This window comes from Helicobacter sp. 23-1046 (assembly GCF_053654635.1).
Genome location: NZ_JBSIUS010000001.1, coordinates 43,107 through 63,309, shown reverse-complemented (window position 1 = coordinate 63,309; position 20,203 = coordinate 43,107). Strand labels below are relative to the sequence as shown.

The following is a 20,203-nucleotide window of genomic DNA, read 5'->3' as shown; positions in this document are numbered from 1 at the left end:
CTTTATGCTTTATACCAAAAGTAGCACTACGCCCGTTATGCAAACATTAAGTAGTGCCAAAGGCAACAACACTTTCCAACACGCCCTTAGTAGCTGGTCTGAACGAATATGTGGTAAAGTCGCCCTCACCCACATAAACAAAAAGATAAAAAAGCATACTTTAAGCAAAATTGCTATGCCTCCGGGGATAAAGCCTATGGGATTAAAACCACCAAAAAAGAGTAATGCAAAAATAAAGCACACCGCAATCATATTGGCGTATTCACCGATAAAAAATATCCCCCACCTAAGCCCGCTATACTCTGTGCAATACCCAGAGACAATCTCTGCTTCGTGCTCTAACAAGTCAAATGGCGTGCGATTAAGCTCTACAAACGCCGCGCAAGCAAAAAGCACAAAAGCAAGAGGCTGTTTAAAAATGAGCCAATCACTCACATTTGCTTGATAGTTGTTAATATCAATAAGCGAAAGCGAGCCCACAATCATCAGTGGAGCAAGCAAGCTAAGCCCTGTAATCATCTCATAGCTTACAAACTGCACCACTGCTCGCGCTCCACCAATGAGCGAATACTTACTATGCGAGCTAAAGCCAGCAAGCAAAGGCGCATAAATCCCACACGAACTTATCGCCAAAAAGAGCAAGATTCCCATATTGACATCTGCGACAATAGGCGCGATAGTGTGTCCAAACATTTCAAACTCAGGAAAAAATGGAATCGCGCTCATCGCAACAAACGCCGATACAACCGAAACAATAGGCGCGATAATAAACATTAAGCGATTGGCATTAAGCGGGATAATATCCTCTTTAAAAAAGAGTTTAATGCCATCGGCAAGGGCTTGAAGCAAACCAAAAGGCCCAACATAATTTGGTCCAATGCGCCGTTGAAAAATACCCAAAACCTTGCGCTCCAAATAAGTGGAAAATCCCCCTAATGAAGCAAAAACTGCAATAATGACTAAAATCTTTAAAATAGTTTCTGTGATATAAAAACTCATTGTTGCGCTCCCACACTTGATGTCTGCACGCGTAACTTGGTATAAAGCGCATTGCCAAATAATGCCCTCGCACCCTTAAGCAATGGAGAGAGGACGAAAAATTCGCCATCCATATTGTAATCAACAAACACTTGGGCTTTAAGGCTTGCTCCTTTATCGTTTTGCAAGAGCACAAAATCATTGGGTGTGATATTAAGGCTTTGCGCATACGCTGGCGAAACATACACACCTACTTTATTTTGCAATGAATCTGAACGCGCGTTAATGTGATTAAAATACGATGGACTATGAGCTAAAAGTGCGTTTAAAGACTTGGATTGTGTGTCATTGCTAAAAGGCTTTAACCCAGCTATACGCGGATAAAGAGAATCTAAAAAGCCCTTAGATTCTAAAAGTTTGCCTCGTTTGTTTTCCCCATTTGGGGCGTAAAAATTCCTAAGACTATGTAAATGTTGTAGTGTAAAATTGTGGTTAAACGCGCCCATTTCCTTGCTCCAGTCGCTCATATACCCGCTTCCTAATCCAAAGCCACACGCAATATCAGCCAAATCCAAACACGCGCAATCAAAGCTAGGCGCAAGAGGCAACAAACGCAACTCTGCATTAAGCACGCTTCCCTCCATTTGGGCAAGGGCTTTTATAGCAACATTGGGTGGTGTTTGCTTGCTATTTGGGTTGTGGCTATCAAGGACAAACGCCATCTTGCCAAACTCCTCATATATTTCATCATTGCATACACGCACGCCTATGCAATGCTCGATGTCTTGCAACTGTGCATAATCGCTTAAATGCGCCAATGAAAGCATACCAAGCGCATTGCCAAAAGGCGGGATACAAAAGATTGCCATTTTGCAAGATTGTGCTAATTGTGCGAGAAGTTGCACGATACGCGCACTTTGAGCGTGAGAGTAAATTTCCTCGCCTATGATAATCACTCCATTTTGCGCGACAAAACCCTGTGTGAAAAATCCATCAAACGCTGGCGATGGCAAATCTTGCGTAGATTCTTGTGTGGTATGAGAATCTTTATCTTGATTTTGCGTAGAAGTATCTTTAGAATCTCCTTGCAGGCTCTCTTGCTTTGGTATAAGCTCTTTTGTGAGATTCTCTAAAAAGGCGCAAATTTCGCCCACCTCATAGACAAACGACTTTGAATTGCGACCAAGCCTTGAGATAAGCGTATTAGCAAACGAGTGAAAATGTGCGAATTTGCATTCCTTATCTGCTTTAAGTTTTTGGTTAATAAGATAACGCAGAGATGGCATTGCGTGTGGCAAGTTTGTGCCAATGCTAATAATGCCCTTTGCCTGCTTCACACAGGAGAGAAACCCTATTTGTGCGCCTGCGTTTTTTAATGCTGTGATAAACGCGCCAAAATTCTGTGCTCTCTTATTGTATAAGTTAAAACCAATTTTTTGGCGCAATGATTCTAAAATGATAATTTCCTCATTGGTGCATAAATCCCCGACAATCACGCTTTTAGCAGTGCTAAAAGCGTCTATACATTCTTGTAAGTCTATTTTGGTTGCATTCAGTGGCTCGCTTATATTATCTCCGCCAAATCGTGCTGTCCCGCAAATGGGCTCAAACTCGCCATCATTAGTAATGCGATAAATTTGCTTTTTGCCTTCTAAATTGCTATGGCGAGATTCCATATATATGAGACAGCCACCAGCACAATGCGTGCAAGTAGTGGGAATCTTGCTAAGTTCCCACGCATTTGCTCTATACTTAAAATCCTTGACAATAAGCGCACCCACAGGGCATACACTCACACACTCCGCACAATCTAAGCAGGGTTGCTCGCCTACAAAACTAATAAGTGATTTTTGTCTCCTTACCCACACGCTTAGCGGGTCTTTTGGGATTGTGTCCTTCCACAATGTGGTATCAACTTCTTGTAAATCTGCTTTTTGTGCTTTGAGGTTTGCCTCGCCTAGATTCTCATCACAAGTAGTTACACATCGCTCGCATAATATACATAAATTTGGGTCATAATTTACTTTTGCCCAGCTTGCGTGTGGTTTGTTGGATTCTTGAATAAAAAAATGTTGGCTCTGCACGCCCATTTTGTTTGTCCAATTTTGCAAATCGCACTCTCCGCTTTTATCACATACACCGCATTGCAATGGGTGATTAACATCATAAGTTTGCATAATAGCTCTACGCTCATCTTGGAGCTCTGCGTTTTGTGTGATTATTTGCATTCCGTCTTTTGCTTTACTCGCGCACGCATAGGCTCTTTTGCCATCAATTTCTACCATACACATTTTACACGCACGCGTGGGCGAACAATTATTAAGATAACAAATCGCGGGAATCTCAATGCCATTGCGCCGTGCGACTTGCAAAATGTAATCGCCCTCATTGCAAAATATCTCTACACCATCGATATTTATACACACTTTGGTAGATTCTATAATGTTAGACATTCACACCTCCTTGCAGTGAGGTAATTTTATAAAACGGATAGCGTGAAATCTCGTGCGAACAAAGGATAGCTATCGTGCCTTTTAACTCACTTAGCAATCTCGCTTGAATCTCTAATGTATCTGCGCTTTCTAAGCGCAATGTATATGGGGTTGGCGCGCTTGAAATATCTTGTAGTTTAAAAATCATACCAAAGTTGTTTGGCATAAGTAATTTGGCGTCCTTTGGCAAACTAACTTTTTGCAAATCACTTGGAAGCACTTGATAGACAAACGCACCATCGCTTTGTGGCAAATCCTCAAATTCGCTTGCAATAGCACTTGTAAGCGCAATCAATCCCTGCGTGGAATCTAAGCCTACATCTAAATCCTGCAAGTAAAGTTGCGTGTGAGTTAATAACGCGATTGTGCGTATAAGTTGTGCGATGAGCGAGGACTTTTGGTGTAATGCTAAATCCCTACCAAGCAATAATGCGCACTTTTTGTCGCACAAAAAACGACCAATATTAAGAGCTTCTTCCTCGCTCATATTACTCTCGCTAGCCAAGTAACCAATATCAAGGCTCTCTAAAAATTCTTGCACCTCATCATTTTTCTTAGCAAGATTCTCACAAACTCCCCAAAGTAAAAGCGCGCAAACTGCGTGTTCTGTGCCAATTTCATAATTATAGCCATTGGGTGTAAAAAACGGGTGCAAGATAATATTATCGCTAGAATGTGTCATAGAGTGCGCTAACGCAGGAAATACTCCAACACTGACAAATGAAATGTCTGGTTTTATATCTGCAAATGGCTTTATGTTAGCATTGAGTATCGTTGCAAACTTTTTCATTGTTTTGCCTCGCTTGATTGTGCTGGGGTAGATTGTGTGCTGGATTGGAGGGTGTGAAAAGAGCCTTTGCGCACTACAAAAGTCCAATCTTTCTCGTTAAAGCGAATGGAATTGATTAGCTCCGCGCCACATTCTAACGCTAAATCCGCGCTTTTTTGGATTAAATCAAACTCGACAAGCTCAAAGATAAAAATACTCACTTCACCATCCTCACTTTGTGTGATAATCTCGCGCATTCTCTCCAAGCACTGCGCTCCTAAATGTCGCAAATCATATCGCCTCATCTATCCACCTCGCCAAAAATTGCATTAAGATTCCCGATGATTGTGACCACATCAGCGAGATAATGCCCCAACAACAAATCTTGCAAAAGCCCTGTGTGATAGAAGCAAGGGGCACGCACTTTCAAGCGATAAGGATATGGCGCACCAAGTGAGTGGATAATAAAGCCCAATTCCCCGCGTGGAGATTCTGTTGGGGCATACGATTCTCCCACAGGAGGGCGCATACCTTGCGTAACAAGGACAAAATGCTCCATTAGCGAATAGTTTTGTGTCATTATCTGCTCTTTTGTGGGAGAAATGTATCGTGCATCTTTTGCCATAATTTGTGATGATGTGCCTTTATAAAACTCCAACGCTTGACGAATAATTTTAGCAGATTGTCTAATCTCTTCCATATATAAGCGATAACGCGCATAGCAATCGCCCTCTTTAGCAAGCGGAATGTCAAAGTCAAATTTCTCATAAATGCTATATGGCTCACTCCTGCGAATATCAACCTCCAAACCACAGCTTCGAGCGATAATGCCACTTAATGCCCACGATTTGGCAATCTCTTTAGAAATCACGCCCACACCATCTAATCGCGTTCTCCAGATTCTATTTTTGTCAAGCAAACCTTCAATAAGTCCTAACATTTGTGGCAAAGAATCTAAAAAATTACACACCTTGCTATCAAAATTTGGAGGCAAATCTAGTGGCACACCACCGATACGCATTGCATTGTGTGTAAGCCGTGCCCCGCAGTATTCCTCCATTAAATCAAGTCCATATTCGCGTTGTTTAAACGCGTATAAGAAAATAGAGAGTGCGCCCACATCCATTCCGTGCACGCCTACATAGAAAATATGTGAGATAATACGACTAAGCTCTAATAAAATCACCCTGATAGCCTCCGCACGCAATGGCACTTCCACGCCGATAAGTTTCTCAACACTAAGAGCATAGGCAAAGTTATTGCTCACCGATGAAATATAATCAAGTCTGTCTGTGGTTGGCATAAACTCATTATAAATCATATTTTCTGCGAGCTTTTCTACCCCTCTATGCAAGTAACCAATATCAGGTGTGGCTTTGGTAACAATTTCATTTTCTAACTCTAAAATAAGTCGCAGTTGCCCGTGCGCGCTCGGGTGCTGTGGTCCAAAATTAAGAGTGATTTTGCTTGGAGTATGCTCATCGCCTTGAGATTGACGCTCAAAAAAGATATTCTCAAAACTAGGGTTTAATCGTGTATAAACTTGTGCCATTATCGTTTCTCTTTGAGTTTTGTTGGAGTTTTTGGGTATCGCTTGATAGCATAAGGTTTATTTTCTTCTTGGAATCTATGTGTATCTATCACGCCTTGCGTGTCTGCATTTTTAGAATCTCCACTATATTTTCGCATTGGTGCAAAGTTAATGCTATCGCCTCTATCAATCCTTGCGCTATCGCGTTGCTCAGGACCGATTACATCGCGATATTGCTCGCCAAAAATCGTATCAACCTCATACCAAGCAGCATTTTCATCGCCTTGTAGCGGATATGATTTGCGCAATGGATGTCCCACCCAATCAGGTGGCATAAGGATTCTACGCAAGTCTTTGTGTCCTTTAAACTCAATGCCAAACATATCAAAACACTCACGCTCTGCCCAATTCGCACTTTTATAAAAAGGTGTAAGAGAATCTATACTATCACCTGCGCCTAACACACACTTCACCTTTAATCGCACAATCTTTCGCCCATTGTCCTCATATTTCACGCACAAATAAGAAAGCTCAAACTCATCTCTTTGTTCTAAAAAATCCACCGCTACAAGCTCGGTTAATGTCTCAAAACCAAGCCCAAAAAGTCGCTCAAACACCGCAAGTATATTTTTGGAATCCACCCAAATTGTCGGCATTCCTAGCTCCATATAGTGTGATTGTATAAGCTTAGGCAAAGCGACGATAAGCTCACTAGCAAAATGCCACTGCATAAAATCCACTCTTGGCACAGCTTTTGGAATCTCAAATTTTTGCGTATAAGCGACTTTTTTTTGTCTATTTGGGACTTGATTTTTTACCATAACTACACCATTCGCTTAGATTCTAAATGTTTGTTCTGTGCCACAGGGATAGCCTTGTTTGAGCGGATATGCTGTTGCAACATCAAAATTGCATATTGCAAGGTTTCAGGGCGTGGGGCACAGCCGGGCAAATAAATATCCACAGGAATGATTCTATCCACGCCTTGCACGGTAGCATAAGTATTAAACATTCCGCCTGTGTTCGCACAACTCCCCATAGAAATCACCCATCGTGGTTCGGGCATTTGGTCGTATAATCGGCGCACAAACTGTGCGTGTTTCTTGGTTACCGTGCCAGAGATTATCATCAAATCACTTTGTCGTGGAGAAGCGCGAAAAATGCTCCCAAATCTATCCAAATCATAGCGCGAACCGCCTGTCGCCATCATCTCAATAGCACAACACGCCAATCCATAAGTCATTCCCCACAGCGAATTGCTTCGTCCCCAATTTAGAATCTTATCCACCGTGCTAAGCACTATGGGTAACCCGCCATTTTGCAAATAGTTTATTTTATGCTCTGCCATTGCAATGCTCCCTTTTTCCACGCATACACAAACCCAACAATCAAAAGTGCAAGAAAGCTAAGCATTTCAAAAAACACAAAGCCACCCAACCCAAAATCCCTAAAGAGCTTGAAATCAATCGCCCAAGGAATCATAAAAATCACCTCAATATCAAACAAAATAAACAATAGCGCAAGTAAAAAAAACTGCGAAGAAATCGTGTTTGATTGTTTGTTTGGTGTAACGCCACACTCATAAGGAGCGAGTTTTAGCTTCTCTCTATCTTTTTTGGCAATCGCATTTGAAATCTTATGCTGTAAATGCAAAAGCCCGCCAAAAATCGCAATGCTCATAATAAGTGCGAGCAACACACCAATATATGGATAGGCAAATGTTGTATGACTCATCGTTTTCCTGCTTTATTTGTTGTATTTCACTCATAATTTTACGCAAAAATACATAATTTATTCCTTAAAAATGCAAAAAAGTTTCTTATTTCTTTAACTTTGTAATATTTTAGTAAAAAAGTCAAAAACTATTGTGATAAATTTTTGTATGGAGTCTTGGAGATTCTGTCCTTATGACGAACTTTCTGCTTATTTTAGGTTTTATCTCAAGCATTTTTAAGGGCGTTTTTTATGCTACTCTTTGCTTCACGGTCTAATTCCCTGCGTTTAATGCTTTCTCGTTTATCATAAAGTTTCTTGCCACGCACAAGTGCAATTTGAACCTTAAGAGTATTTTTATGATTGAAATATATGCTTAATGGCACAATACTAAAACCTTGCGTGCTAACCTTGCCAAAGAGTTTGTCAATTTGCTTTTTATGTAAAAGAAGTTTTCGCACTCTGCGCTCATCTGGCTTAAAAAATGCGTTGGTATGCTGCAATGCGCTAAAATGCGCACCAAACAAAAATGCTTCTCCCTTAATAATACGAACAAAGCTATCTTTGAGATTCACGCGCATAGCACGCGCACTTTTTACCTCTGCTCCCACAAGCGCAATCCCTGCTTCTAAAGATTCTATAATCTCATAATCAAAAAATGCTTTTTTATTCTTATGCACGAGCTTTTGTCGCGTTTGTGTATCATTTTTTGTGTTATTTTTACTCAAGTTCTTTTGCATTGCGCTCCCTAAAAATGACTTAATGCTTTTATTGTAATTCTAACAAAAACTACACAATGTCCCCACTTAAAGCAAGAATTATGACAAATCCAACATTTAGGCATAAATGGGCGTAAAATTGTAATTTAATTAAAAAATATTTTGTAAAATCGCCACGCATTTACCAAAACTTACTAAAAGATTAGACTTTATACACATAAAATCTTAAAAATAAGGCAGGAAAAGAGAATGGAAAAGGTGTATTTTGATAATAACGCCACGACAATGATTGACCCCAAAGTCAAGGCGTTAATGGACCCATTTTTGAGCGAGCATTTTGGGAATCCAAACAGCTTGCATAAATTTGGCACGATTTTGCATAAGCCAATCGCTGAAGCGATTGATAAACTCTACGCAGGCATAAACGCCAATGATGAAGATGATGTCATCATTACTTCTTGCGCAACAGAATCAAATAATTGGGCTCTAAAGGGTGTGTATTTTGATTTGATTCATAGTGGCAAAAAGCGACACATTGTTACCACAGAGGTTGAGCACCCAGCTGTGGGTTCAACTTGTAGCTTTTTAGAATCTCTAGGTGTGGAAGTTACGCGCTTACCAATCAATGCCAATGGGAATATTTCTGTGGAGCAAGTGCGTGATGCTTTGCGCGATGATACAGCCCTTGTAAGCATTATGTGGGCAAATAACGAAACAGGGCTTATATTCCCTATTGAGCAAATTGGCGAGTTGTGCAAAGAACGAGATATTTTATTTCACACCGATGCAGTGCAAGCTATCGGCAAAATCCCTGTGGATGTGCAAAAAGCTAATGTGGATTTACTAAGTTTCTCTGCACATAAATTTCACGGACCAAAGGGTATAGGTGCGCTCTACATTCGCAAGGGTGTGAATCTCACGCCTCTACTTCACGGAGGCGAGCATATGCGCGGGCGCAGAAGTGGCACGCTCAATGTCCCCTATATCGTGGGTATGGGCGAAGCAATGCGTTTAGCAAATGACGCACTTGAGTATGAAAACAAACAAGTGCGCCAAATGCGTGATTACTTAGAAGATGAATTATTAAAAATCGATGATGTGTTTGTAGTGGGCAGTAGAGAAAATCGCGTGCCAAATACGACACTTATCAGTGTGCGTGGGATTGAGGGTGAGGCAATGCTATGGGATTTAAACAAAGCTGGAATCGCGTGTAGCACGGGTAGTGCGTGTGCGAGCGAGGATTTAGAAGCAAATCCTGTAATGGTCGCCATCGGTGCAGATAAAGAGCTCGCTCACACAGCGATTAGAATCTCACTTAGTCGCTTTAACACACAAGAAGAAGTGGAGTATATGATTGATGTATTTAAAAAAGCCGTAGCAAGACTACGAGAAATCTCTAGCACTTATAGTGCATAAACACAAAATAAGTAAAGGATAAAAAATGGCAAAAAATGACTTAATCGGTGGTGCGTTATGGGACGCATATAGCAAAAAAGTAGCACAACGAATGGACAACCCCACACATTTGGGCGTCATCACGCAAGAAATGGCAGATGAAAAAGGCGCGAAGCTAATCGTTGCCGACTATGGCGCAGAATCTTGTGGCGATGCGGTGCGACTCTATTGGCTCGTGGATAACGATGATACAATCATTGATGCGAAGTTTAAGAGCTTTGGCTGTGGGACGGCGATTGCAAGTAGCGATATGATGGTAGAGCTATGCCTAAACAAAAAAGTCCAAGACGCCGTGAAAATCACCAATATCGATGTGGAAAAGGCACTGCGTGATGACCCCGATACGCCCGCTGTGCCCGGGCAAAAAATGCACTGCTCGGTAATGGCGTATGATGTCATCAAAAAGGCTGCAGGAATGTATCTAGGCAAAGATGCGGAGGATTTTGAGGACGAAATCATCGTGTGTGAATGCGCGCGCGTTAGCCTCTCAACCATAAAAGAAGTCATCAAACTCAACGACTTAAAAACGGTAGAAGAAATCACGCAATACACCAAAGCAGGCGCGTTTTGCAAATCCTGCATAAAAGAGGGCGGACACGAGAAGAGAGAATATTATCTCGTGGATATTTTAAACGCCGTGCGCACTGAAATGGAGAGCGAAAAGCTCAAAAATCAATATGAAAAAAGCCAAAGTGATGGCGCGAAATTCTCCGATATGACAATGGTGCAAAAGGTAAAAATGGTGGATAAAGTCATCGATGAAAATATCCGCCCTATGCTAATGATGGACGGCGGAAATATGGAAATCCTCGATATTAAAGACACAAGCGATGGGCATATTGATATATACATTCGCTATATGGGGGCGTGCGATGGGTGCGCGAGTGCTGCCACAGGCACGCTCTATGCGATAGAATCTGTCTTGCAAGAGAATCTAGATTCTAGTATCCGTGTAATGCCGATATAAATGCCTATTTGATGTATCAAAGCAAGAATCTTAAAAATTTGTAAGGATAAGAATGCCATTTGTCAATATTCGTATCACAAAAGAAAATGGCGAACCCACAAAGGAGCAAAAAGCTCGTCTCATCGAGGGTGTAACGGATTTGCTAGCCCAAGTGCTAGGCAAAAACAAATCTAGCACCGTGGTAATAATCGATGAAATCCACACCGATGACTACGGGCTAGGAGGCAAGCCAATCACACAAGTTCGCAAAGAGCAAGCAAAAGCACAAAGCAAATCCCAAGCAAAAAAGCTCAAATAATGCGAATCTATCTAGCGGGCGGGTGCTTTTGGGGTGTGCAGGCGTATTTTGATTTAATCAAAGGTGTGCTTGATTCTCAAGTGGGTTATGCAAACGCCCTCCCGCAATACACTAAGAATCCAAGCCAAACATTAAGCTATGAAGTGGTGTGTAGCGGGCTAAGTGGCGCGGTAGAAGCAGTGGAGATTGACTTTGATGAGGGGATTTTGCCTTTACATTCTCTGCTTGCGCGGTTTTTTAGTATCATAAATCCCACAAGCATAAATAGACAGGGCAATGACATAGGCACGCAATATCGTAGCGGAATCTACGCGCTAGATGAGCGCATTTTAGCGCGCGCAAAAGAATTTATCGCTAGCAAAATCGCTCCACAAATCGCCATAAAAACCTCTTTGAGAATTTCCCCTTTGACAACGCCATCTTTGACAACGCCTTTGCAAATCGCCACCGAAGTCCTGCCTCTAGCCAACTTCACCCCCGCAGAATCCTACCACCAAAAATACCTCGCAAAAAACCCCAATGGCTACTGCCACATTGATATAACAAAGGCATTAGAGCCACTAAATTTGCAATCTTAAATAAAACTTTACTTCTCTTACTTTACCCTTGCCTTATGTGTCTTTTTCTCACTCTGTGTGCCACAGCCACAACCACAGCCTTTTTTAGGTTGTATAAACTTCTTTGCCACTAAAATAACACAAACCAACACTAAAGCTATGCCAATCCACTCAACTACTCCCATAATTTCTCCTTTTAAGTCTAAATTTATGCAAAGGAAACTATAATAACCCAAAATTTGTTAATGTAAGGAGTAAAAATGCCAAAATCCATAAAAAAGGTAGTCCTTGCCTACTCTGGCGGGCTTGATACAAGCGTGATTCTCAAATGGTTGGGTGATAATTATGGCTGTGAAGTATTCACTTTCACCGCAGACATTGGGCAGGGCGAGGAAGTCGAGCCCGCACGGGCAAAGGCTCTCAAACTCGGTATAAAAAAGCAAAATATTTTTATCGAGGATTTAAGAGAGGAGTTTATAGCAGACTTTGTGTTTCCAATGTTTCGGGCAAATGCAATCTATGAGGGCGAATACCTGCTAGGCACGAGTATCGCTCGCCCGCTTATCGCCAAGCGACTTGTCGAAATCGCCAAAAAAGTCGGTGCAGATGCCATAGCGCACGGCGCGACAGGCAAGGGAAATGACCAAGTGCGCTTTGAAATCGGGGCTTACGCGCTAAACCCAGACATAAAAGTCATCGCTCCGTGGCGTGAGTGGGACTTAAATAGTCGCGAGAAACTTCTCTCTTACGCGCAAAAAGCGGGTATTGAAATCGAAAAAAAGGCAAATAAATCGCCTTATTCAATGGACGCAAACCTGCTCCACATAAGCTATGAAGGGCAGATTCTCGAAGACCCAAATGTCGCGCCTGAAGAGAGTATGTGGCGGTGGAGTGTGAGTCCTAAAAATGCGCCTGATAAACCCCAAATCATTACCATTGAGTTTGAAAAAGGCGATGGCGTAGCAATCGATGGCAAAAAGCTAAGCCCTGCGAAATTTTGGGAAAAACTCAACGAGCTAGGGAGCAAAAATGGAATCGGACGACTTGACTTAGTCGAAAATCGTTATGTGGGAATGAAATCGCGCGGCTGCTATGAGACGCCCGGCGGGAGCATCTACCTCAAAGCACACCGCGCCATAGAATCTCTCACCCTCGATAGAGAAGAGGCACATCTCAAAGATTCTGTAATGCCAAAATACGCCGAGCTTATCTACAATGGCTATTGGTTTAGCCCCGAGCGGGAGGCACTCCAAGCCCTCATCGACAAGACACAGCAACGCGTAAATGGGCAAGTGCGCCTAGAACTCTACAAGGGCAATGTTACGATTTTAGGGCGCAATTCGCGCAATTCGCTCTTTAACGCCGCGTATAGCACCTTTGAGGAAGATTGCGTCTATGACCAAAAGGACGCCGCGGGCTTTATCAAGCTAAACGCATTGCGCTTCATCATCGCAGGCAAGGCAAAGTGTAAAAAATAAGTAAAATTCTATGTGCGTAGATTTCAGTTGGGATTTGGTGTGCTATAATCGCACGCTAAACCAACTGAAACCAACATTAACTAGGATACGCTAATGCCACGCGCTAACAAAAATACAACCGCCCAACAACCCCACCTCACAGAATCTCCCCACAAGAAACAACCCCAAAACAATCAACAATCCACGCCCAAAATCCCGCATAAGCCAAAGCCCAAAATCGAAGCTGTGTGTGATTTTTTGTGCCGTTATTCTAGCGCATTGCTTAGCAATGGCGCATACACTTCGCGCATCATCAAATGCACGGAGCGAATCGGCAAGGCGTGGGGCTATGAAGTGCATTTAAGCGTGTTTTTGAAATACATTACTATCAATATCACCGATGCGCACAACTACGATAACCGCCGAACTCAAGTCATAAACAACGCGCCGCTACGGGCAAATCTCGCGCTCATATCCAATCTAAGTGCGCTAAGCTGGCAAATCCACGATGAGCACCTAAGCCTAAAAGAAGCCCAAAAATCCTTTGATTACACCCTTTCTCAAAAGCGACTCTCCGCTGTGCTAGGCGTGTTTATCATTAGTCTTGGCAATGCGGCGTTTTGTCGGCTTTTTGGCGGGGATTTGGGAGCGTTGCTTTGCATTTTTGCGGGGACTTTTGTGGGGATTTTGGTGCGCCATTTTTGCCACAAAATCCATCTAGATTCTCGAGCGCAGTATTTGCTATGCTCATTTATCGTGTCTTTTACGGCGTATATCGGCGTGTGGCTGGGGCTCTCTGCCACGCCTGATATAGCTATCGCGGGGAGTATCCTCTATCTTATCCCGGGCGCACTTATCATCAACGCCTTTGTGGATATTATCCACGAAAACACGCTAATGGGAATCTCACGCACCATAAATATGGCAGTGGCGATGATTTGCCTTGCAGCAGGGGTGTTTATCACGCTTAGCATTTCCAAAATCAATATTTTGTGATGGGGTTTGTGTCATTGCCACGCATAAGGTGCAAAAACCTAACATACCTACGAGTAGATAAAGTAAAATCTAAAATCCACATAAGGAATCTAAATGCCAAAGCTAAATCCACTGCTAGAATCTGACGCCATAGAATGCGCTCATAAAGGCAAAATCCTGCTTCAATCAAGCACAAAAGATTTAATGTGCGTGCAAGATTCTAGTGGCAATGACGCTGGAATGATAAGTTTGCAAGACTTAGCAAATGCCACCATTGTGGGCTGCACGAATAATATCGCAGGTGTGCCTAGCCCTTGCACGAAATTAGTCAATATCCCAAATTCTATCGCTTCAACGCTACTAGAAATAAACAATCAAAAAATAGTCCTAGCCCAAGCAATCTCTCAAGTCCTAACCGATAAAGGCTCACCGCTAATCTTACAAGATGAGCCAAAAGCAAAGGATATTTTCGAGCTAGATGAGGAGGTGGCAAATTTTGATAATACACAAAATGGCAATGAAAACGCAGAAACTATAAGCGAATCTAACCAAAAATCTAGCGCAAAATCTAACGAATCTAATTCAAAATCTAATGCAAAATCAAACACAGATTCTAGCAACTCACAATCCCAAAAAGAAATCATTGAAATGTATTTTAGCTATGGGGAGGAAATGATAAAATTAGAGGACGATGATTCAAGGCATAGCAATGATATGAATTTACATATTGTTACGAGTGGGTATGAGGATAATGAGCAAATAGAAATAGAGGTTAAAACACAAAGCGAAATTTTTATCATAAACGCTACAATACGCGACAATCAAGCATTGCTAAAAAATGTCTTTAATGGAAAAAATATACCAGCAGGGGAGATTGAAATCTATGCCTGAAAAAATTAAAAGAATAGCAAAAAACATACAGCGACCGCAATGGGAAAGCGTGAAAAGGGCGTATGAGGATATAAATGGGGTTTATGGAGGAAATAATAATCAAGCAGTGTTTCAAAAAATTTTTCACACAAATGAGCCTTATAATACTTGTGCTATAAGGCTAAGCTATGCGCTAAATTATGGTGGTATGTCGATTGAAAAATCACTACAAAATCCACAAGCAAGAAATGTTATTGGTGGTAATCCAAGAATTGGCAAAGATAAAATGAAGTATATTATGGGTGCTTGGGATATGGGTAAATTTTTAGATAAACTTTGGGGCAAAAAAGACAAAGATAAATATTTTGATTTTACTAAAACTACGCTTGATGAGTGCATAAAATGGCTAAAAGAAAATGACAATAATGGCATAATAGTAATGAAATCATCTAGCGTAAAAATACAAGCAGAGGGTCTAACAGGGCATACTACATTATGGTATGGGGATAAACAATGTCTTGGAGACTACAAAGAAATTGGCGTAGGCGATGAAGTGGCGGAATTACATTTTAGGGCTTTTCTTAATGATATTGACGCTGTGAAAATTATGTTTTGGAAGTTATAATAAATTTGGGAGGCAAAGAATGAAAAAATTAAGTTTGTTGTTTTTGGCAGTGTCGGTTTTGTCGGTGGTATTTGTAGGCTGTGGACATTCAAAGGTTTCAAAAGATTTACGCAAATCGCAAAATATAGATTCTAAAGATTCGCAGGTTAAATCTAGCGATTCATCACAAGATTCAGACGCGCAATCTAGCGAATCTACCCAAAGTTTAGTATGGGAGTTGGTAGATTGTGATTTTTTGATGAAATTATGGGGCATTACAGAAAAGGATTGTAGCGTGATGGATATTCCCCCTTATTTTGCCACCATAGATGCGGAAAATATCAAGCAAGCCTATCAGCAACTTTTATTGATTGATGACTATTGGACTTTGAGAAAAACAAAATTTCTTTTAAAAAAATTGCCGATGAAAAATCACACGCATACCGATACATTAAGTAGCGAAGGGGTGGAAAAATATACCACCACATATAAATGGAAAGATGAAAAAACGCTAGAAATTCACATTCAAAAAATTCGCATTCAACACCCAGATAATTGCACAGATGACTACTATACATTTTTTGATTTAGGCAATGGCAAGGTTAAAATTATGCGCTACCACTCATATTGCTAAATTTGGTGCGAATTTTTAATGTTACAATGGAGTAAAAAATGAAAGTATTTATCATAGTCTTATTATCACTTTGTCTTTGCGCTTATGGCGAGGAATGTTTGGAATATGACAAAAGCCCAATGCGTTACCTTAAAAGCAAGGCTCACTCTTTTGATACGATTTATGCACGCAAAACTATGACAAAAGATATGAAAATCTATGGTTTTGGAATCTGTCTTAAATATTTTGATAGAAGTCCAAAAATACGCGCAAATGAAATGGAATATTTTGACGAGAACTTACGGCTAATTGAGGGTAGAAGCAATGCTTATTGTATCACTACTGATAAAGGCAAGCAAATCAAAAACGATATTGAACAATACATAAAAGACACAAAAGCAAAGACATTAGAAAATATAAAATCAGTGATAGAGGATAAATCAAGGCTACAAGATATAGAATCTAATCCGCTTTTGGCATATTGTTTTTATCTCTACGAATCCCCCGAATACCAAGCCAAAATCGAACGAATCGTAAAAAAATACTGCAAAGAATGTGAGTAAAGAATCTAAATGTCAAAGCTAAATCCACTGCTAGAATCTGACACCCTAGAATGCGCTCATAAAGGCAAAATCCTACTTCAATCAAGCACAAAAGATATAATGTGTGTGCAAGATTCTAGCAACAATGACGCAGGAATGATAAGTTTGGGCGATTTAGCAAATGCCACCATTATAGGCTGCACGAATAATATCGCAGGTGTGCCTAGCCCTTGCACAAAATTAGTCAATATCCCAAACTCTATCGCCTCGACATTGCTAGAAATAAACAATCAAAAAATAGTCCTAGCCCAAGCCATCTCACAAGTCATCACTGACAAAGGCTCACCGCTAATCCTGCAAGACGAGCCAAAAGCAAAGGATATTTTCGAGCTAGATGAAGACATAGCAGATTTTGATAATACACAAAATCACAACGGGAATGCAGAATCTACAAGCAAATCTAATGCAGAATCTAACTCACAATCAAACACAGATTCTAGCAATTCACAATCCACGCAAGATTCACAAAAAGAAATATTAGAAATGTATTTTAGCTATGGGGAGGAAATGATAAAATTAGAGGACGAAGATTCAAGACATAGCAATGATATGAATTTACATATTGTTACGAGTGGGTATGAGGATAATGAGCAAATAGAAATAGAGGTTAAAACACAAAGCGAAATTTTTATCATAAACGCTGCAATACACAACAATCAAGCATTGCTAAAAAATGTCTTTAATGGAAAAAATATACCAGCAGGGGAGATTGAAATCTATGCCTGAAAAAATTAAAAGAATAGCAAAAAACATACAGCGACCGCAATGGGAAAGCGTGAAAAGGGCGTATGACGAAATAAATACAGCTAGCCCTAGTGATAAAAACTTGCAAACAATATTTAAACAAGCCATAATCGAAAATGGTATATGGAGGGGCAAGACTAAAGAAATAGCAAACATCGTTGCAGAAAATACCATAGAATCTATAAACAACAATAAATATGATGATTTTGTATGGCAACGATATGCTTTAGTGGGAGGACAGCCACTAAAAGAGTATATAAACCACAGAAAATTGTTTGACAAAAACTATGAGTATAAAGATTACAGCAACACTTGCGCATTGCAAGTGAGCTATGCACTCAATTTTGGCGGAATGCCATTACATAAAAACATTAAAGAAAAAGAATATAATGCTATGTATGGACGCAATAGAGATTCTCTTTACATATTGGGTGCATATTATATGGGAAAGTTTTTAAACACTAAATGGAAAGAAGCAGAAATAAAAATGAAGGCAACTGATGATGGTAAAAACGAAGTGTTACAACAACTATCAAATAAAAAGGGTATTGTAGTAATGCAGGGCAATTATTCACACACGACTTTATGGAGCGGAAAAAATTTTGTCGATGTTGAAAATTTAGGAGAGCGTTACAACTTTTATTTTTATATGGGAACTGCAACGCTAGAATTTTGGGAGTTAAAATAAGATGAAAAAAATAATATGGCTGTTTTTGGCATTGATAATATATCTCAATGCGAATGATTTAGAATTTAACGGGGAACACGCAGGAAAGATAGATATGGCAAGTTATTCCTATGAAAAGAAAATATTGATTGTAAAAAGGATAGGCATAGAGTATTGTATAAAAGGAAATGATTTTAGCGAAGTGCAACCTAATGTTCAAATACTAGGTCGGTATAATTACAAAATAGGGCTAGGATGGAAAGGATTGGAAAATCAAATATTGCCAGAACTTAAAGCATATATAGACGATAAATCGCGTATAGATTATGAAACAGTATTTGCGCATTATAGCAATGGCAATTTTTCAAGGTTTTATGTTTGTCTAGGAATCTACGATTCCCCACAATACAACGCCGAAGTCGAACGCATTATGAAAAAATACTGCAAAGAGTGTGAGTGAGTCCAAAATACCAAAGTTTGATGATAAGGAGAAATGTGCGATAAAAACAATAATAACGCTAATGTGTTTATGTGTAATGGTAGCGTGTGGTGCAGATAGCGTTGATATAGCAGATTCTAAAGGCAGAACTTTTTGGGATAAAAAATTTATTCGTTACCCAGCAGAAGGCACATATTCATCAGCTCAAATCACAAAAACTTGTAATACAAAAGAATATTTTGATGAAGTAGGATTGCAAACAAATTCAAAAGATAAAACCATTAAAGAGAATTTTCCTATGGAGCAAGGCGAGGCAATAGAAATAAAAAGTGTAGTCTTACAAAACAATAAATTTATGCTAAAAATTGGGGATTTGCAAACAGCAACTTGGAGTGTAGAGTTTTTAGATGATACACATATTGAATCGTGTAGTCAATATGATAGTTCTACATTTTGCCATAAATATGTTTTATGTCCTTAATTCGCAAAAATTTATCTTTATAAGGAGTAAAAATGAAAAATCTAATAGTTTTATGCCTACTATGCTTTACTCCAAGCAATGCCTTTATAATAACCTCGCAAGAGGAAATAGAATCTAAACCATTGCTTTATCGCCCAAATACCACGAAAATAAACGGCGAAAGATTATTTTTTAACGATTTGCGACAAAGTCCTACATTACCCAAAGGGCTAAAACCGCTTGTATTGACAAAAAACACAAAGGATTTTACAGATAGCCAAAAACAAGGCGCAAATACATATCATCGCTTTGAGGGGGATTTGGAGGTTAGAGGCGTGTTGCAATATGCTATGAGTGCGGATTATAGCGGATTTTATCAAGGGTGGATTTTGTTTTTTGATGAGCCTTATTATACGCAAAATCTCATTCCCAAAAACAAGCCATATCCAAGCAAAACAGATATTTTCCCTGATAGTGCGTATATAGAGATTCAAGATGGGCAACTACCAAAAGAACTTTATGATTTGGCAGTCAAAAATCCTTTGTCCATCATCGGTGTGCGTGTGAGTGCGAGGCTAAAAACATTAGATATTACCACAGGTGATGGCGATGAGTGGAGGTTTTTTGGAGAGATACAAAATTTACAACCCGCAAGTAAAACATTTATCAAATATCCTAATAGATTAGAATTGTATAGTTTAGGTGCGAATGGGGAGGCGATTTTGGCTTATGCCTCCAAAGATTCTTATGTCAATCTACGCGAATCGCCAAATGGGAAGATTCTCTATGCGATACAAAAAAATGATATGCCTAGCAATGTTTGTGAATATGCAAAATACAAAGCAAATAAAGGTGTAATCATATTTTTAGGCAACGATTCTCCCAAATGGTATAAAATCGCCTATATCCCACCAAATGCAAAAGACACAAGAGAGGCAATCTATGGCGTGATTCATAGCTCACAAGTGGGCTTTGAATGCAGTGAGTAATGCAAACAAAATGTAAAAATCATAAAAAATACTGCAAAGAATGCGAGTGAATCTGTGGTAGAAAATTTATTGTCGGTAGAAAATATGATAAAAAAGGCGATTTATATTATTTATTCTACGAAGTTGGGACAAACCACAAGGATAAAGGGACGAGCAATGAAAATAAACTTTATGTAAAAACTAACCAATCTTTAGAGGGGACGAGTTTTTTAAAACATACAAATAAAGCAAATAAACATTATTTTGTTACCCAGATTCGCAAAAATCTATCTTATAAACAATGAGAAAAATGAAAAAAAGGTAT

25 protein-coding genes are annotated in these 20,203 nt (G+C 40.0%); 15 read left to right on the top strand and 10 right to left on the bottom strand.

Features of this window, described 5'->3' with window-relative positions; translation table 11 throughout:
• Positions 1 to 9 precede the first annotated feature (9 nt).
• The 9 genes from nuoH to smpB all read right to left on the bottom strand — a co-directional run bounded on the left by nuoH (position 10) and on the right by smpB (position 8,223).
• Positions 10 to 999, bottom strand: a complete 990-nt coding sequence (gene nuoH / locus ACWIUJ_RS00340) for an NADH-quinone oxidoreductase subunit NuoH (RefSeq protein WP_454149686.1) — start codon at positions 997 to 999, stop codon at positions 10 to 12.
• Complete coding sequence (locus ACWIUJ_RS00335) at positions 996 to 3,431, bottom strand: 2Fe-2S iron-sulfur cluster-binding protein (RefSeq protein WP_454168217.1); 2,436 nt, start codon at positions 3,429 to 3,431, stop codon at positions 996 to 998. Before ACWIUJ_RS00335 ends, nuoH begins: the two co-directional genes overlap by 4 nt.
• Complete coding sequence (locus ACWIUJ_RS00330; protein ID WP_454168215.1) at positions 3,424 to 4,260, bottom strand: hypothetical protein; 837 nt, start codon at positions 4,258 to 4,260, stop codon at positions 3,424 to 3,426. The genes ACWIUJ_RS00335 and ACWIUJ_RS00330 overlap by 8 nt, the downstream gene beginning before the upstream one ends.
• Positions 4,257 to 4,544 carry an NADH-ubiquinone oxidoreductase subunit E family protein gene (locus ACWIUJ_RS00325; protein WP_454168213.1) on the bottom strand — a complete coding sequence of 96 codons (288 nt, stop codon included), beginning with the start codon at positions 4,542 to 4,544 and terminating at the stop codon, positions 4,257 to 4,259. Before ACWIUJ_RS00325 ends, ACWIUJ_RS00330 begins: the two co-directional genes overlap by 4 nt.
• Complete coding sequence (gene nuoD, locus ACWIUJ_RS00320) at positions 4,541 to 5,791, bottom strand: NADH dehydrogenase (quinone) subunit D (RefSeq protein WP_454149694.1); 1,251 nt, start codon at positions 5,789 to 5,791, stop codon at positions 4,541 to 4,543. The genes ACWIUJ_RS00325 and nuoD overlap by 4 nt, the downstream gene beginning before the upstream one ends.
• Complete coding sequence (locus ACWIUJ_RS00315; RefSeq protein WP_454168211.1) at positions 5,791 to 6,591, bottom strand: NADH-quinone oxidoreductase subunit C; 801 nt, start codon at positions 6,589 to 6,591, stop codon at positions 5,791 to 5,793. The genes nuoD and ACWIUJ_RS00315 overlap by 1 nt, the downstream gene beginning before the upstream one ends.
• Before the next feature lie 2 nt (positions 6,592 to 6,593).
• The gene (locus tag ACWIUJ_RS00310) at positions 6,594 to 7,118 is read right to left on the bottom strand and encodes a NuoB/complex I 20 kDa subunit family protein (RefSeq protein WP_454149698.1); all 525 of its coding nucleotides are present in this window, start codon (positions 7,116 to 7,118) and stop codon (positions 6,594 to 6,596) included.
• Complete coding sequence (locus ACWIUJ_RS00305; protein ID WP_454149700.1) at positions 7,100 to 7,504, bottom strand: NAD(P)H-quinone oxidoreductase subunit 3; 405 nt, start codon at positions 7,502 to 7,504, stop codon at positions 7,100 to 7,102. Before ACWIUJ_RS00305 ends, ACWIUJ_RS00310 begins: the two co-directional genes overlap by 19 nt.
• Before the next feature lie 206 nt (positions 7,505 to 7,710).
• Positions 7,711 to 8,223 (bottom strand): SsrA-binding protein SmpB, encoded by a 513-nt coding sequence (smpB, locus tag ACWIUJ_RS00300; RefSeq protein ID WP_454168209.1) that lies wholly within the window; start codon positions 8,221 to 8,223, stop codon positions 7,711 to 7,713.
• Between the two features lie 228 nt (positions 8,224 to 8,451).
• Between smpB and ACWIUJ_RS00295 the strand changes: the two genes are divergently transcribed.
• Genes ACWIUJ_RS00295 through msrA form a run of 4 tightly spaced genes read left to right on the top strand, consistent with a single transcriptional unit; the run spans position 8,452 to position 11,500 of the window.
• Entirely contained in the window at positions 8,452 to 9,618 is a 1,167-nt protein-coding gene (locus tag ACWIUJ_RS00295; protein ID WP_454168207.1) for a NifS family cysteine desulfurase, read from the top strand.
• A gap of 25 nt (positions 9,619 to 9,643) precedes the next feature.
• Entirely contained in the window at positions 9,644 to 10,624 is a 981-nt protein-coding gene (locus ACWIUJ_RS00290) for an iron-sulfur cluster assembly scaffold protein (RefSeq protein WP_454149705.1), read from the top strand.
• Between the two features lie 52 nt (positions 10,625 to 10,676).
• Positions 10,677 to 10,922 carry a 2-hydroxymuconate tautomerase family protein gene (locus tag ACWIUJ_RS00285; protein ID WP_454149707.1) on the top strand — a complete coding sequence of 82 codons (246 nt, stop codon included), beginning with the start codon at positions 10,677 to 10,679 and terminating at the stop codon, positions 10,920 to 10,922.
• Positions 10,922 to 11,500: a peptide-methionine (S)-S-oxide reductase MsrA gene (gene msrA, locus ACWIUJ_RS00280; protein WP_454168205.1), complete on the top strand. Its 579-nt coding sequence runs from the start codon at positions 10,922 to 10,924 to the stop codon at positions 11,498 to 11,500. The genes ACWIUJ_RS00285 and msrA overlap by 1 nt, the downstream gene beginning before the upstream one ends.
• A 17-nt stretch (positions 11,501 to 11,517) precedes the next feature.
• Here the strand turns inward: msrA and ACWIUJ_RS00275 are convergent, their stop codons facing one another.
• Positions 11,518 to 11,664: a hypothetical protein gene (locus ACWIUJ_RS00275; RefSeq protein ID WP_454149709.1), complete on the bottom strand. Its 147-nt coding sequence runs from the start codon at positions 11,662 to 11,664 to the stop codon at positions 11,518 to 11,520.
• A 75-nt stretch (positions 11,665 to 11,739) separates the two neighbouring features.
• On the opposite strand from ACWIUJ_RS00275, the gene ACWIUJ_RS00270 reads away from it, so the two are divergent.
• The 11 genes from ACWIUJ_RS00270 (at position 11,740) to ACWIUJ_RS00220 (ending at position 19,899) form a co-directional block, all read left to right on the top strand.
• Complete coding sequence (locus ACWIUJ_RS00270) at positions 11,740 to 12,957, top strand: argininosuccinate synthase (protein ID WP_454168203.1); 1,218 nt, start codon at positions 11,740 to 11,742, stop codon at positions 12,955 to 12,957.
• 93 nt (positions 12,958 to 13,050) lie between these two features.
• Positions 13,051 to 13,932 carry a threonine/serine ThrE exporter family protein gene (locus ACWIUJ_RS00265; protein WP_454168201.1) on the top strand — a complete coding sequence of 294 codons (882 nt, stop codon included), beginning with the start codon at positions 13,051 to 13,053 and terminating at the stop codon, positions 13,930 to 13,932.
• Positions 13,933 to 14,025: 93 nt separating this feature from the next.
• A complete protein-coding gene (locus ACWIUJ_RS00260; RefSeq protein ID WP_454168199.1) occupies positions 14,026 to 14,802 on the top strand; it encodes a hypothetical protein in 777 nt (258 codons plus the stop codon).
• Positions 14,795 to 15,406, top strand: coding sequence for a T6SS effector amidase Tae4 family protein (locus ACWIUJ_RS00255; RefSeq protein ID WP_454168198.1), 612 nt, complete (start codon positions 14,795 to 14,797; stop codon positions 15,404 to 15,406). Before ACWIUJ_RS00260 ends, ACWIUJ_RS00255 begins: the two co-directional genes overlap by 8 nt.
• A 19-nt stretch (positions 15,407 to 15,425) precedes the next feature.
• Positions 15,426 to 16,019 (top strand): hypothetical protein, encoded by a 594-nt coding sequence (locus ACWIUJ_RS00250; RefSeq protein ID WP_454168197.1) that lies wholly within the window; start codon positions 15,426 to 15,428, stop codon positions 16,017 to 16,019.
• A 38-nt stretch (positions 16,020 to 16,057) separates the two neighbouring features.
• Complete coding sequence (locus ACWIUJ_RS00245) at positions 16,058 to 16,561, top strand: hypothetical protein (RefSeq protein ID WP_454168196.1); 504 nt, start codon at positions 16,058 to 16,060, stop codon at positions 16,559 to 16,561.
• A 9-nt stretch (positions 16,562 to 16,570) separates the two neighbouring features.
• Positions 16,571 to 17,326, top strand: coding sequence for a hypothetical protein (locus ACWIUJ_RS00240; RefSeq protein WP_454168195.1), 756 nt, complete (start codon positions 16,571 to 16,573; stop codon positions 17,324 to 17,326).
• Complete coding sequence (locus ACWIUJ_RS00235; RefSeq protein WP_454168194.1) at positions 17,319 to 18,032, top strand: type VI secretion system amidase effector protein Tae4; 714 nt, start codon at positions 17,319 to 17,321, stop codon at positions 18,030 to 18,032. Before ACWIUJ_RS00240 ends, ACWIUJ_RS00235 begins: the two co-directional genes overlap by 8 nt.
• 1 nt (position 18,033) lies before the next feature.
• A complete protein-coding gene (locus ACWIUJ_RS00230) occupies positions 18,034 to 18,471 on the top strand; it encodes a hypothetical protein (RefSeq protein ID WP_454168193.1) in 438 nt (145 codons plus the stop codon).
• Entirely contained in the window at positions 18,464 to 18,931 is a 468-nt protein-coding gene (locus ACWIUJ_RS00225) for a hypothetical protein (protein WP_454168192.1), read from the top strand. Before ACWIUJ_RS00230 ends, ACWIUJ_RS00225 begins: the two co-directional genes overlap by 8 nt.
• 32 nt (positions 18,932 to 18,963) lie before the next feature.
• Positions 18,964 to 19,899, top strand: a complete 936-nt coding sequence (locus ACWIUJ_RS00220) for a hypothetical protein (protein WP_454168191.1) — start codon at positions 18,964 to 18,966, stop codon at positions 19,897 to 19,899.
• Positions 19,900 to 20,203: the final 304 nt, after the last annotated feature.